This is a genomic window from Pseudomonas entomophila (assembly GCF_013523125.1).
Taxonomy (GTDB): domain Bacteria; phylum Pseudomonadota; class Gammaproteobacteria; order Pseudomonadales; family Pseudomonadaceae; genus Aquipseudomonas; species Aquipseudomonas entomophila_B.
Map to the genome: position 1 here is coordinate 1 of NZ_JAAMQJ010000062.1, position 13149 is coordinate 13149.

Consider the following 13149-nt stretch of genomic DNA (forward strand, 5'->3'; position numbering starts at 1 on the left):
CAAACAGATCGTCTGCGCGGCCATGCGCAAGCTGCTGCACCTGGTGTATGGCGTGGTGAAATCCGACAAACCATTCGACCCTCAGATCGCGCTTGCGAAGTGAGGATCAAGACGGTATCTACACCCGTAGTCCCACCGCGGAGTTGCAGGCTATCGCGGTCATCTGTGGGAGCCCCTGTGCCGCGATTGGGCCTGAAAGGCAGGCCTTTCACGTCTTTGTCTAAATCGCGTCCTACGTCGATTTCGAGTCAAAATCGAGAAAAAATCCGACCTGATTTGATCTAGGCATCATCCGATATGATCAAAAAATAATCATATCTTGGTGCTTTTCTCAAAGACGTTGAAAGGCCTGGGCCTGAAAGGCCCACACAGCAGTCAACTCGCTGGCCTGCATCAATGACCCTATATGGCCTGCCCGCATTGATTAGATGCAGCCAATACAGCTACGGCCTCACGTCCACGCCCAGCCCTTCGATGAAGATGGCCGCCGTCTTCGCGCCGATGCCTTCGAAGGCCATCAGTTTCGGCATCAGCGATGCAGGGTCGTCGATCAGGTGACTGACGCGTCCGGCATGCACCTGCTCGATCCGCAGTGCGAGTGCATGCAAGCGCCTGGCCGTGGATTCGTCGTAACGCGCATACCCACCCTGCCCCAACAACGTCACCAAGCGCCGGTGTCCGGTCTCGCGCAGGGTCCGCGCATCGGCCAGCACCCCTGCGGCGCGCAGGCCCTCGAACGTCTTCATCGCCACCGTCGCGCGTATGCGCTTGCCCATCAGGAAGCTGGCGACCAGCCAATGGAAGCGTGCCGTTTCACCGCCCTGCGCCAGGTCGATGCCCAGGTCGGCCGGGATCACGCGTGCGGTCATGCTCGACAACCTCGCTCAGTGCCAGCCCAGCTCACGGCGAATCGCCGCGCGGTACGGGGTGTCCAGCTGCCGAGGCACCTGCTCGATGTAGTGACGCGCATGCTGCCCGGTCTCGCCCTCGAGTTCGTCGAGGTAGCGAATGGCGTCTTCCTGGGACGGCAGGGGATTTTCCACCCCTGCGAAACGCGGCGGCAGGCCCGTCCAGATGACTGCATCCAGACCACGGGCGGCCGCCCATGGAATCAGATGGCCGCCGTGGCCCTGCCTGACCAGCACGCTCCCGACGCCGTCGGTACGCTGCTCGGGAATCTGCTCGCGTGCGCGCAGCATGTGGCAGGCATCGGCGAGGTCGCCGGTATCGACCAGGCCCCAGAACACCGGAAACACTGGCGCGCTCAGGCACAAGGCAGTGGACAGCTCGCCACCCTCGGCGACGCGGCAGAACTCCACCGCCACGTCAGGGCCATCGGCTCGCCAGTCACCGCGCATGCGCAAGGGGCCAGTCTTCCAGAGCAAGGAGCCCCAACCTAGGCAGGCAATCTTCATCTGTGGTCTCTCAGGTCAAGGAGGCTTGTCTGGACATGGACACTGGCCGCTGGCCAGCGTTTCCTCGAGCTATCTGCCTGTCGTCCCCTGCCATGCCCTGTCAAGTGCAGCCTCGCCCTGCTTCGACGCTGCGCGAAGCCAAAGCGCGGACAGATGTAACAATGTGTTTCAGATATAGCGTTACATAATTACATTACATATCATGGCCAACCTCTTCATTCGATGAACGATTGTTCATGTACGGTGGCAGGGAAGGCCCTTACCGCGCTGCTTCGCGGGCGACGCCGACCGTGCCGCCGGTCGTCAACCAGAAGGAATGCCTCCCCGTGGTCACCAAGCACCGCCTGAAACTGCTCGCGGCCTCGTTCGCCGCCTGGGCCGCCCTGTCGTCCACCGGCGTGGTCGCCGAAGAACGCGTCTTCGACGTCGTCGCGCCTTTCGAGATCGTCGGCCTGGACCCTTCGGTCTCCGGCTTCATCTTCCAGCGCATGCAAGTCACCGAAACCCTGCTCGAAGCCGATGCCGACGGCCAGCCGATCCCGGCCCTGGCCGAACGCTGGCGAGTGTCCGAGGACGGCAAGACCTGGCACCTGACACTGCGCCAGGGCGTCACCTTTCACGACGGCAGCGCGCTGACCGCGGCTGCGGCCGCCCATGCGCTGAACGTGGCGCGCGGCAAGCCGGGCATCCTGCGCAATGCGGCGATCAGCGCCATCACTGCTGAGGGCAACGACGTGGTCATCCGGCTCGAGCAGCCCTTCGCCCCCCTGCTGTCGCTGCTGGCGCATTCCTCGACCAGCATCCTGGCGCCGGCGGCCTACGACACGCAGAACGCCGTGAAAGCGATCATCGCCACCGGCCCCTACCGCACCACCCTGATCGAACCGCCACAACGCCTGAAGACCGAGCGGTTCGCGCAGTACTGGGGCACCCAGCCGGCCATCGAGAAGGCCACTTACCTTGGCGCCGGCCGCGGCGAGACGCGTACGCTGATGGCCGAAAGCGGCGGTGCCGACCTGGTGTTCCAGCTCGACCCGCCCAGCATCGCCCGACTGTCCCGCGCACCGAACGTGCAGGTGCTGACCGGCCCGGTGCCGCGGGTGGTGATGCTCGCGGTCAACGCCGGCGCCGGCGCCACGGCCTCGGTCGAGGTGCGCCGCGCCCTGAGCCTGGCGATGCAGCGCGAGGGCATTGCGGCGGCCGTGCTGCGCGCCCCCGGCACCGCCGCCACGCAGATGTTCGCCGCCAACGTCACGGCCTGGCACGACCCCAGCCTGCCGCCTCTGCGCCACGACCCTGAAGCGGCCAAGGCCTTGCTCAAGGCCGAGGGCTGGACACCCGGCGCCGACGGCATCCTGGAAAAGAACGGCGAACGCCTGCACCTCAAGCTGCTGACCTTCGGCGATCGCCCCGAACTGGCGCTGATCGCCACCGCCCTGCAGGCCCAACTCAAGGAGGTCGGCGTGGACGTCGAGGTGGCGGTGGAGAACCTCAGCGCCATCCCGGCGGCGTACCACGACGGCAGCCTGCAACTGGCACTGTTCTCGCGCAACTACGCCCTGGTGCCCGATCCGCTGGTGACCCTGTACGGCGACTTCGGCCACGGCGGCGCCGAGTGGGGCCCGCTGGGCTGGAACAACCCAACCTTCGACCAAGCCATGACCGCGCTGCTGAACAGCAAGACGCCGGCTGAGCAGCAGACCCTGCGCCACCAGATGCTGGCCGAGGTCCAGAGCGAACTGCCGCTCATCCCGGTGGCCTGGTACCGCCAGTCCATCGCCGTCTCCAAGGACGTGGAAGGCGCGGCCATCGACCCGTTCGAGCGTACCTTCGGCCTGAGCACGATGCGGTGGGCCGAATGATTCGACTGCTCGGATTCCGCCTGTTCCAGGCCTTGATGGTGGCGCTGCTGGTCGGTGCCCTGACCTTCCTGCTGATGAGCCTGCTGCCGGGCGATGCCGCCTACCGCATCGCCGCCGGCCGCTATGGCTACGACATGGTCAACGGTGCGGCGGCAGAGGCCGTGCGCGCCGAACTCGCCCTCGATCAGCCGGTGCTCTGGCGCTTTATCAGCTGGATGGGCGACGTGCTGACCTTCGACCTGGGCACCTCGCTGGTCTCGGGCACGCCGGTGGCCGAGGTGGTCCGGCATGAGCTGGGCAGCTCAGTGCGCCTGGCGCTGGGCGCGGTGCTGCTGTCCTGCCTGATCGGCCCGCCGCTGGGCGTGCTGGCCGGCCTGCGGCCCGGCGGCTGGCTCGACAAGGGGTTGCTGTTGCTGAGCACGGCCACCCGCGCCGTCCCGCACTTCGTTCTGGGCGTGGTGCTGGTACTGGTCTTCGCGGTGTCGCTGGCCCTGCTGCCGTCGGCCGGGCACGGCACCTGGGCGCACAGCGTGCTGCCGACGCTCACCCTGGCCCTGGGCCTGGCGGCGGTGTCGTCACGGGTGGCGCGGGACGCCACGCTCAAGGTCGCGGCCTCACCGTTCTATGCCTTCGGCCGGCTCAAGGGCCTGAGCGGGGCACGGGTGTTCCAGCGCCACGGGCTGCGCAACATCGGCGTACCGGTGGTCACCTACCTCGGTGTGCAGCTGGTGTACCTGATCGAGGGCGTGGTGGTGGTCGAGACGCTGTTCGCCTGGCCGGGCATCGGCCACGGGCTGGTGCATGCCATCGTCCAGCGCGACCTGCCCATGGTCCAGGGCACGGCCCTGGCGATGGGCCTGATGTTCGTGCTGCTCAACACCGTGGTCGACCTGGCCAACCACTTCATCGACCCGCGCAGGAAGGACGCATGAACCTCGAACTCACCCTCGCCGATGCGGCGCCAGCGCCGCGTCACCTGCCGCGCCTGGTCGGCTACGCCCTGCTGGCCCTGCTGGTGGCCCTGGCCGTGCTGGTGCCGCTGCTCTGGCCCCTGGACATCGGCCGGCAGGACTACACCGCCATTCTCTCGCTGCCATCGGCTGCCCACCCCCTGGGCACCGACCACCTGGGGCGCGACATGCTCGCGCGCCTGGCCTCGGCCGTGCGTCTGTCGCTGGGGCTGGCCGTGGTCAGCGTGATCACCGCGGCTTTGCCAGGCGTGCTGCTGGGCATCCTCGCCGCCTGGAAAGGCGGCCTGACCGACAAGTGCCTCGGCCTGGTGGCCGAGCTGTTCCTGGCCCTGCCGGGGCTGCTGCTGGTGCTGCTGGTGGTGGCCATCCTGCCGGGCTCGTTCATCGCGCTGTACGGCGCGGTCGCCCTGGTGCTGTGGATCGAGTACTTCCGCATGACCCGCGCGCTGGCGCGCACCGTGCTGGCCTCGCCAGCGGTCACCGCCACGCGGCTGCTGGGCTTCGGGCCGGCGTACATCATTCGCCGTCACCTGTGGCCGGAGCTGGCCCCGGTGATCCTGACCCTGGCCGCCTTCGGCGCGGCCTCGGCGATCATGGCCATCGCCGCGCTGGGCTTCATCAGCGTCGGCGTGCGTCCGCCCACGGCGGAGCTGGGCCTGATGATCACCGAACTGCTGCCCTACTTCGCCGAGGCACCGTCCATCATCGCCCTGCCGATCCTGGTCATCTTCCTCATCGTGCTGTCGCTCATGTTGATCGCTGGAGGGCGTAAAGCGTGAAACCACTTCTGACCACCCATGCCCTGGAAATCCGTACCGCCCACACGACGTTGGTGGATCCGCTGTCGATCGCGCTGTTTCCTGGCGAGGTCCTGAGCATCATCGGCGAGACCGGCTCGGGCAAGAGCCTGTTCGCCCAAGGCGTGGTCGGCAACCTGCCGGCCGGCCTGCAGGCCTGGGGCCGCGTCGCCTTCGGCAGCGGCTTCGCCGAAGACGGCCAGGACACCGGCCGCCAGGCCCTGTGGGGCCGCGAGATCGCCGTGCTGCCCCAGGAACCCTGGCTGAGCCTGGACCCGACCATGCGTGCCCGGGCCCAGGTCTCGGAAACCTACGAATACGTGGTCGGCACCTCGCCTGAACAGGCCCGCACCCAGGCTACCCGGGACCTCGATCGCCTGGGCCTGGCGCACACCCAAGAGCGCTACCCCTTCCAGCTCTCTGGCGGCATGGCCCAGCGCCTGGCGTTCGCCGCCACCCACGCCGGCGGGGCCAAGGTGATGGTGGCGGACGAGCCGACCAAGGGCCTGGACAGCGCCCGCATCGGCGAGGTCATCGGCCTGCTCAAGGCCGGTCTGGAGGATGGCGGCGCACTGCTGATCATCACCCACGACATGGACGTCGCCCGCCGCCTGGGCGGCAAGGTGATGATCATGCTCAAGGGCACGGTCGTCGAAAGCGGCCTGGCCGACGAGGTGCTGAACCATCCCCAGCACCCCTACACCCAGCGGCTGCTGAACGCCGACCCGGCGCGCTGGCCAGCCCCGGCGCCTCGCGCCCTTGACGGTGAACCTGTGGTCCGTGTCCGTGACCTGACGGTCAGCCGCGGCGGGCAGACGCTGTTCAGCCACCTCGACTTCCAGGTGCGGGCGGGCGAGATCGTGGGCGTCACCGGGCCATCCGGGTGCGGCAAGTCTACCCTGGGCGACGTCATGCTCGGACTGATGGACGCCCAGCAGGGCCATGTCGAGCGGCAACCCGGCACACCGCGCGTGGCCTACCAGAAGCTGTTCCAGGACCCGGTCGCGGCCTTCCCGCCGACGGTGACCCTGGCGCGCACCCTCAAGGACCTGGTCACGCTGCACCGGATCGACGCGAACCGCATCGGCCCGCTGCTGACACGCCTGCGCCTGGAGCCGACCCTGCTCGACCGCCTGCCGGGCAATGTCTCGGGCGGCGAGCTGCAGCGCTTCTCGCTGCTGCGCGTGCTGCTGCTCGATCCGGTGTTCATCTTCGCCGACGAGCCCAGCTCGCGCCTGGACCTGATCACCCAGCAGGAGATGCTCATGCTGCTGGTCGAGACGGCCCGCGAACGAAACACCGCCGTGCTGCTGGTCAGCCACGACGAGGCCTTGATCGAGGCGGTCTCGGACCAGCGCATCCGCCTGGGCGAACAGCCCTGCGCGACCGCCACGGCCAGCGCTGCGGCGCCGGTCCGTCCCTCGTCCACCCCGCTCAATGCATAGGCCGCTTTCCGTGAAGACTCCCTTGAAGACCTGCTCCTTCGGGCTGGTCATGCTGGCCAGCCCTTTGGCCTGCGCCGATTCTGCGCAATCGAACGCCAACGGCTTTCTCGAAGACAGCCGCTGGGGTGTGCTCAACCGCTCCGTCTTCGACCAGCGCGACTACCGCCACGGCGGGCGCAACGGCGCTGCGCGCAATGCCTACAAGCCGCGCGCCGCACGCAACGGCAAGGCCGAGGAATGGGCCTACGGGCTGATGGGCACCTTCCAGTCCGGCTTCACCCCCGGCCTGATCGGTGTCGGCGTGGACGCCCATGCCTACCTGGGCGTGCGCCTGGACAGCGGTGGCGGTCGCGCCGGCAAGGCGCGCCTGCTGGGCCTGGACAATGAAGGCCACCCGAAATCGAGCTACGGCCGCGGCGGCGCGGCGCTCAAGCTGCGCCTGGCCGACACGGTGCTGGCGTACGGCGAGCAGCGGGTCAAGACGCCGGTGTTCAGCTCCTCCGACAGCCGCCTGCTGCCCGAAACCGCCACCGGCTGGTTCCTCACCAGCAAGGACATCGAGCAGGTGACGTTGGTGGCAGGCCACTTCACCGAAAGCATCGACCGCAACGCCAGCAGCCATGACCGCGGCTTCGTGGTGAACTACTCCAATGGCCGGCAAGGCGACAGCGTCGATGTGCTGGGACTGGTCTGGGCCCCCTCGAGCGCGTTCACCGGCAGCCTGTACACCTCACGCTACGAAGACACCTGGAACCAGCACTACCTGGGCAGCACCGTCGCGCACGCGTTCGACGACCAGCGCAGCCTCAGCCTGGACCTGAACCTGTACCGCACCACCGACACCGGCCGCGCCTTGTCCGGGCGCATCGACAACACCACCTGGAGCCTGATCTCGCGCTACAGCCAGGGGCCGCACACCGTCAGCCTGGGCTGGCAGCAGGTCGATGGCGACACGCCGTTCGACTACGTGACCCGGGGCGCGATCTTCCTGAGCAACGCGGTGCAGCTGTCGGACTTCAACGCCCCCCACGAGAAATCCTGGCAGGCCCGCTACGACCTGAACCTGGCGACCTATGGCGTGCCGGGCCTGAACCTCTCGGCTGCCTACGTGCGCGGCTTCGACATCGACGGCCGGCAGGTCGACCCTCGAGGCGGCTACGCCTACCTGGGCTATGGCCAAGGGGGGCAGCACTGGGAGCGCGACCTGGAAGCCAAGTACGTCATCCAGAGCGGCAAGGCCAAGGGCACGACCTTCTCCGTGCGCCATAACGTCCACCGCGGCAACGCCGCCCAGGCCGAACTGGACGCCGACCAGATCCGCCTGGCCGTGGAGTTCCCCCTGACCGGCACGTTCTAGCGTTCGCAGGGCGCGTCGAGCGGCGCTTTCTGGAATTTTGTGACCGTGGTGACGTTCCAAACGGTTCTGGAAACAGGAGCGCACAGGATGAAGCCTTTCACGATCTCGGTACCGGACGCGCGGTTGATCGCCCTCCAGCAGAAAGTGGCCCAGTTCGACTGGGACCGGCTGCCCGACACGGGTGGCTGGCGATCGGGCGTCGGCAAGGCCGATCTGCGCCGTCTGGTGGAGCACTGGCTGACGCGCTTCGACTGGCGCGCCGTGGAGCGGCGACTCAACGCCCTGCCCCACTTCATCACCGAGGTGGCCGGCGAACCGCTTCACTTCATCCACGCTCGGGGCGATGGGCGCAAACCACCGGTGTTGCTGCTGCATGGCTGGCCGGGTTCGTTCATCGAATTCGAAGCGCTGATCGCGCCGCTCGCGGCGGACGGCCACGATGTGGTCGTGCCGTCGCTGCCGGGGTTCGCCTTCTCCACGCCCATTGCCGATCTGGTCGGCCCGCGCCAGGCCGGCGAACGGCTGCAGGCGCTGATGCAGCAGCTGTTCGGCAGCACCCGCTACGTCGCCCAGGGCGGTGACTGGGGCGCGCACATCGCCAGCTGGATGGCCCATGACCGCCCGGACGCCCTGCTCGGCATTCACCTGAACATGGTGAACATTCTGGCGCAGGGCACGGCCCCCACCACGCCTGAAGTACAGGATCTGCTGGCCCGTCGCGAGGCGCTGCTGGACCGGGAGTCCGGCTACAGCCACGAGCAGCGCACACGCCCGCAGACCCTGGGCGTCGCCCTGGCCGACAGCCCGGTCGGGGCGGCGGCCTGGATTCTGGAGAAGTTCGGCCAATGGGCGGACCTGCCCACACGGGACGACGGCAGCCCGGACCTGTGGGCGCGGTTCGACGAAGACACGCTGCTGACCAACATCATGCTCTACCTGGCCACGCCCGCAGTGGTGACCGCCCAGTGGATCTACCAGGGCCAGCAGGAAGAAGGATCGACCCAGTTCGCCGCCGGTACGCGGGTGAACACGCCCGTGGGTATCGCGGCGTTCCCCGACCCCGTGTTCCTGCCCACGCCGCACTCGCTCGCCGAACAGACCTACAACGTCGTCCACTACAGCACGCCGCCCAAGGGCGGCCACTTCGCCGCGCTGGAGCAGCCGGCGCTCATGCTGGCCGGCCTGCGTGCGTTCATCGTCTCGCTGGCGGGAGGCCGCGCCTGATCACGCTGTCCCAGGCCGACGCACGGCGCCTCGCGCTGACGGCCCAAGGCTTCAACAAGGCCGTCGACCGCGACCGTGTGCCGGATCCGGCGCGGCTGCGGTGTGTCATTCGCCAGCTGGGGCTGCTGCAGATCGATAGCGTCAACGTCCTGGCCCGTGCGCACTACCTGCCGTTGTACTCGCGCCTGGGCGCCTACGAACGCACCGACCTGGACCGCTTCATGGTCGAGCGGCCCAAGCGCTTCTTCGAATACTGGGGGCACGAGGCGTCGCTCCTGCCGGTCGAGTGCCACCCGCTGCTGCGCTGGCGAATGGCGCGTGCACGGGCAGGCCAAGGCATCTGGCGGCCGCTCCAGCCCTTTGCCGCCGAGCGACGCAGCGAGGCCGAGGCCCTGCTCGCCCACATCGCGCCCCACGGGCCGCTCGCCGCCTCGGACCTGGCCAGTGCTGCCGCACGCCCCAAGGGCATGTGGGCGTGGAGCGCCACCAAACATGCCCTCGAGTGGCTATTCTGGTCCGGCCTGGTGGCCGCCTCTCATCGCCGCAGCAGCTTCGAGCGGGTCTACGACCTGCCAGAGCGCGTCCTGCCACGGGCGATCCTCGAGACGCCGACACCCCCTGCCGAGGCGGCCCACCGCGCCCTGCTCGCCCGGGCGGCCCAGGCCCTGGGCGTGGCCACCGCAGGCGATCTGCGCGACTACTTCCGCCTGCCCGCCGCCGACGTGCCCGCACCCCTCGCGCAACTGGTCGAGGACGGCACCCTGACCCCGGTTCGCGTCCAGGGTTGGCGCCAACCGGCCTACCTTCACCGCGACGCCCGCGCGGGCCGGCGACTGAGCGGCGCGACGCTGCTCTCGCCGTTCGACCCGCTGATCTGGCACCGCGACCGCACGGAGCGTCTGTTCGACTTTCGCTATCGGCTCGAGATCTACACGCCTGCGCACCAGCGTGAGCATGGCTATTACGTCCTGCCGTTCATGCTGGACGGGGCGTTGGTGGCGAGGGTGGATCTGAAGGCGGTGCGTCAGGAGGGTCGGCTGGTGGTGCGTCAGGCTACCCTGGAGCCCGGTGCGGGTGATCAGGTGGTGGAGGCACTGCGCGCCGAATTGCAGCGGATGGCCGGGTGGTTGGGGCTGGCGACGGTCGATTCGGCGGTGCTGGACGTACAGCGCTAGGGTCCTGAAACCCACCCGCCATCAAGCATCGGAACGGGCAAGGTATGTCGAGTGCGCCTTGCGTGCCGATGGTTCTGCACTGAGTTCGTCATAGGCCTTTGAGACTAGATCGGTCTGGACGGCCCTGAACCCGTGGAAACGTCGAGTGCTTCGGCCAACCGCACCTGCATCAGCTCCAGCAACGCCCGGACCCGCGCCGTCACGGAGTGCCGGTGGCTGTAGGCACCGAGCAATTGCAGGGGCGCGGGGCGCAGGTCCAGATGAACCTCCTGCAAACGCCCCGCCGCCAGGTCTTCCCGGCAGGGATGGGCCGCCACGATCGCGAAACCGAGCCCCTGCCGGGCACCGGCCACGGCCAGTTCCCCGCTGTTGACGCGATAGCGGCTGCGCACCGGCACCTTGACGATCTGGCCCGCCGCGTCCTGGAACTGCCAGGGCTGGCCCTTGAGCGCGCTGAGGGTGGTGATGCACGGCAGCGTCTTCAGGTCGCGCACGTGGCGCGGCACCCCGGTCCGGGCCAGCAAGGACGGCGCGGCCACCACGATGCTGGGCAGCGTGGCGAGCTCACGGGTGATGAAGGCGCTGTCGTCCTGGTGACCACGGTGAAAGACGATGGACAGGTCGACGTCCTCCCGCAGCACCTCCAGCCCGGTCATCCGCGTATCGCATTCGAGCTCAATGCCGGGGTGCAGGCTGCAGAATTCGGCGAGGATGGGCGCTAGCAGACGGGGGGCCTCACCGGGCATGCAGACCGTCAGGCGACCCCTCAGCTCGCGTTGCCCCGCGCCGAGCGCTTCCTGCGTCGAGAGCAGCGCCTCGAGCAAAGGTTTGGCGCGCTCATAGAGCAGGCGACCGGCCTCCGTCATCCGCAGGTGACGAGTGCTGCGCTCCAGCAGACGTGTGCCGAGCTGGCGTTCCAGGGCAGCGACGTGGCGGCTGACGCTGGAAGACGGCATGGACAGAAGGCGCGAGGCGCCTGTGAAACTCTGCTCATCGACGACGGCCGCATAGACACGGACCGCGTTCAGATCGAGTGCATCGCGCATTGATTATCCCGCCTGAGGCATTAAAGCCTTCCATTTTCGCACGCTAGTGTGCGCCTTTGGCGAACTCTACCCTGTCCTTTTGCCCAAGGTGACGCGTCGAACCCAGGCATGCGCACCATCGACACGAGGAGAGCTCCACCATGGACATTGGCATACTGGGCGGCGGCATTGCAGGCCTGAGCCTGGCGCTGGCCCTGCGCAAACAGGGCTACCGCCCCCGGGTCTACGAACGACAGGCAGGGCCGGCGACCCTGGGCGCGGGCGTGACGCTCTGGCCCAACGCGACCTTCGTGCTGGAGGAACTGGGCCTGCTGCACGACATCCAGGCCATTGCCGGCCGGCCGACCACCGTGCGCCGCCAGGATGCCGCAGGCCAGCCACTTGGCGGCCTCGATATCGACCTGCTGAACCGGGCGATGGGGTACCCCACCTACACGGTGCTGCGCAGCGAGTTGCAGGCCGTGCTCCTGGCGCATGCGGCACGGGCGGGGATCGACGTGGCGTTCGGGCACCGCGCGCTGGCCATCGAGCTGGACGCGACAGGCCGCGCCGTGGCCCAGTTCGACCAGGGCGCACGCATCCGCCCAGACCTGCTCATCGGCGCCGACGGCCGCATGGCCTCGGTGGCCCGTACCTTCGTCGCGGGCGACAATACCCCCGTCTACCAAGGGTTCGTGAACTGGGTCGGCGTGGCGCAGGCGCACCAGGCGCTGGTGGACGACACGGTGATCCAGGACGTGTGGGGGATGGGCGAGCGCTTCGGTTGCGTGCCGATTCGACTCGAACGGGTGTATTGGGCGGCGGCGCAGGCACGCCCCCTGCAGGACACCACGCCGGCTGCCGGAGCGCGGGAAACGCTCGAGACGCTGTTCGCATCGTGGCCTGAGCCGGTCTTGCGCCTCATTCGGGCGACGCCCGAGTCTGCCATCCGGCTGATTGCGGTGCACGACCTGGAACCGTTGGCGAGCTGGAGCCGGGCGAACGTGCTGCTGGTCGGGGACGCCGCGCACGCGCCCTTGCCGACTTCGGGACAAGGCGCCTGCCAGGCACTGGAAGATGCGTGGCATCTGGCGCGGTGCCTGGCGCATGGCAATGGGGATCTGGAGACGGTTTTCCAGACGTTCGCGCACATCCGCACGCCCAAGACCAGACGGCTGACGGAACAAGGTCGGCGCTTTGCACAGGGGCTGTTCGCCACGGACCCGGAGGTGTGTCGACGGCGTAATGAGCAGGCCAAGGCGTCCGATCCTGTCGGTGATGTGCAGGCGTTGGCGGCCGGATGGGGACAGGGGCTGCCGATACTGGGTGGCATTGACGACGGGCCTGGGCAAGGAAGTAGCGTTGGCAGCCTGTATCGTCTGGGAGAATGAAGTGAATGCGGCAAGTTGGCCTGATCCGTCATACAGGGCTATACAAGGCCTCGTGAGCGCTTTCACGGCTTTTGCCACTACGATGTGGGTCCTGCGGGCCCACTTGCACTTGGCAAAAACCGCAGAACCTCACATGAAACACGACCGTCTACCCCACCGCGGCGGGTGTAGGAGCGGCCCCTGCGCCGCGATTGGGCCCGCAGGGCCCACAAAATCAGCCCCTCAAAACCTCAGACAAGCACGACCAATACCGCCCAGATGCCCTTCAAGTCACCAGGCAATGAAATCACCCCTCGAACAACCCGTTCCCGTCAGAACATTCCAGAAAGATCGACATCCACGCATCCATGATGTCCCACACATGGCGGTCTCAGTGACCAAGTGCAACACCCGAGGTAAGGTGCTGCATGACTACTCACTACACCCACTTGACCATCGAAGAGCGCGTAACGCTAATGATCATGCGTATGCAAGGCGCCTCGCTGCG

General features: G+C 67.8%; 11 protein-coding genes. 8 read left to right on the forward strand and 3 right to left on the reverse strand.

What is annotated here, in order from left to right:
• Positions 1-443: 443 nt before the first annotated feature.
• Together G7007_RS20890 and G7007_RS20895 are read right to left on the reverse strand one after the other, a co-directional pair.
• Positions 444-869 carry a DNA methylase gene (locus G7007_RS20890; protein WP_258198642.1) on the reverse strand — a complete coding sequence of 142 codons (426 nt, stop codon included), beginning with the start codon at positions 867-869 and terminating at the stop codon, positions 444-446.
• 15 nt (positions 870-884) lie between these two features.
• Positions 885-1385, reverse strand: coding sequence for a hypothetical protein (locus tag G7007_RS20895; protein ID WP_258198643.1), 501 nt, complete (start codon positions 1383-1385; stop codon positions 885-887).
• A 266-nt stretch (positions 1386-1651) separates the two neighbouring features.
• On the opposite strand from G7007_RS20895, the gene G7007_RS20900 reads away from it, so the two are divergent.
• The 7 genes from G7007_RS20900 (at position 1652) to G7007_RS20930 (ending at position 10246) form a co-directional block, all read left to right on the forward strand.
• Positions 1652-3277, forward strand: coding sequence for an ABC transporter substrate-binding protein (locus G7007_RS20900; protein ID WP_181104870.1), 1626 nt, complete (start codon positions 1652-1654; stop codon positions 3275-3277).
• Entirely contained in the window at positions 3274-4209 is a 936-nt protein-coding gene (locus G7007_RS20905) for an ABC transporter permease (protein WP_181104872.1), read from the forward strand. Before G7007_RS20900 ends, G7007_RS20905 begins: the two co-directional genes overlap by 4 nt.
• Positions 4206-5027: an ABC transporter permease gene (locus tag G7007_RS20910; protein ID WP_181104874.1), complete on the forward strand. Its 822-nt coding sequence runs from the start codon at positions 4206-4208 to the stop codon at positions 5025-5027. Before G7007_RS20905 ends, G7007_RS20910 begins: the two co-directional genes overlap by 4 nt.
• On the forward strand, positions 5024-6490 hold the full coding sequence (locus G7007_RS20915) for an ABC transporter ATP-binding protein (protein WP_181104876.1): 1467 nt from the start codon (positions 5024-5026) through the stop codon (positions 6488-6490). Before G7007_RS20910 ends, G7007_RS20915 begins: the two co-directional genes overlap by 4 nt.
• Positions 6491-6539: 49 nt before the next feature.
• Positions 6540-7847, forward strand: coding sequence for an OprD family porin (locus G7007_RS20920; protein WP_258198645.1), 1308 nt, complete (start codon positions 6540-6542; stop codon positions 7845-7847).
• 87 nt (positions 7848-7934) lie between these two features.
• Positions 7935-9071, forward strand: coding sequence for an epoxide hydrolase family protein (locus G7007_RS20925; RefSeq protein ID WP_181104880.1), 1137 nt, complete (start codon positions 7935-7937; stop codon positions 9069-9071).
• Between the two features lie 77 nt (positions 9072-9148).
• Positions 9149-10246, forward strand: a complete 1098-nt coding sequence (locus G7007_RS20930) for a winged helix-turn-helix domain-containing protein (RefSeq protein WP_308852322.1) — start codon at positions 9149-9151, stop codon at positions 10244-10246.
• 104 nt (positions 10247-10350) lie between these two features.
• On the opposite strand, the gene G7007_RS20935 is transcribed toward G7007_RS20930, so the two are convergent.
• A complete protein-coding gene (locus G7007_RS20935; RefSeq protein WP_181104882.1) occupies positions 10351-11292 on the reverse strand; it encodes a LysR family transcriptional regulator in 942 nt (313 codons plus the stop codon).
• Between the two features lie 140 nt (positions 11293-11432).
• Between G7007_RS20935 and G7007_RS20940 the strand changes: the two genes are divergently transcribed.
• On the forward strand, positions 11433-12662 hold the full coding sequence (locus tag G7007_RS20940; protein ID WP_181104884.1) for an FAD-dependent monooxygenase: 1230 nt from the start codon (positions 11433-11435) through the stop codon (positions 12660-12662).
• Positions 12663-13149: the final 487 nt, after the last annotated feature.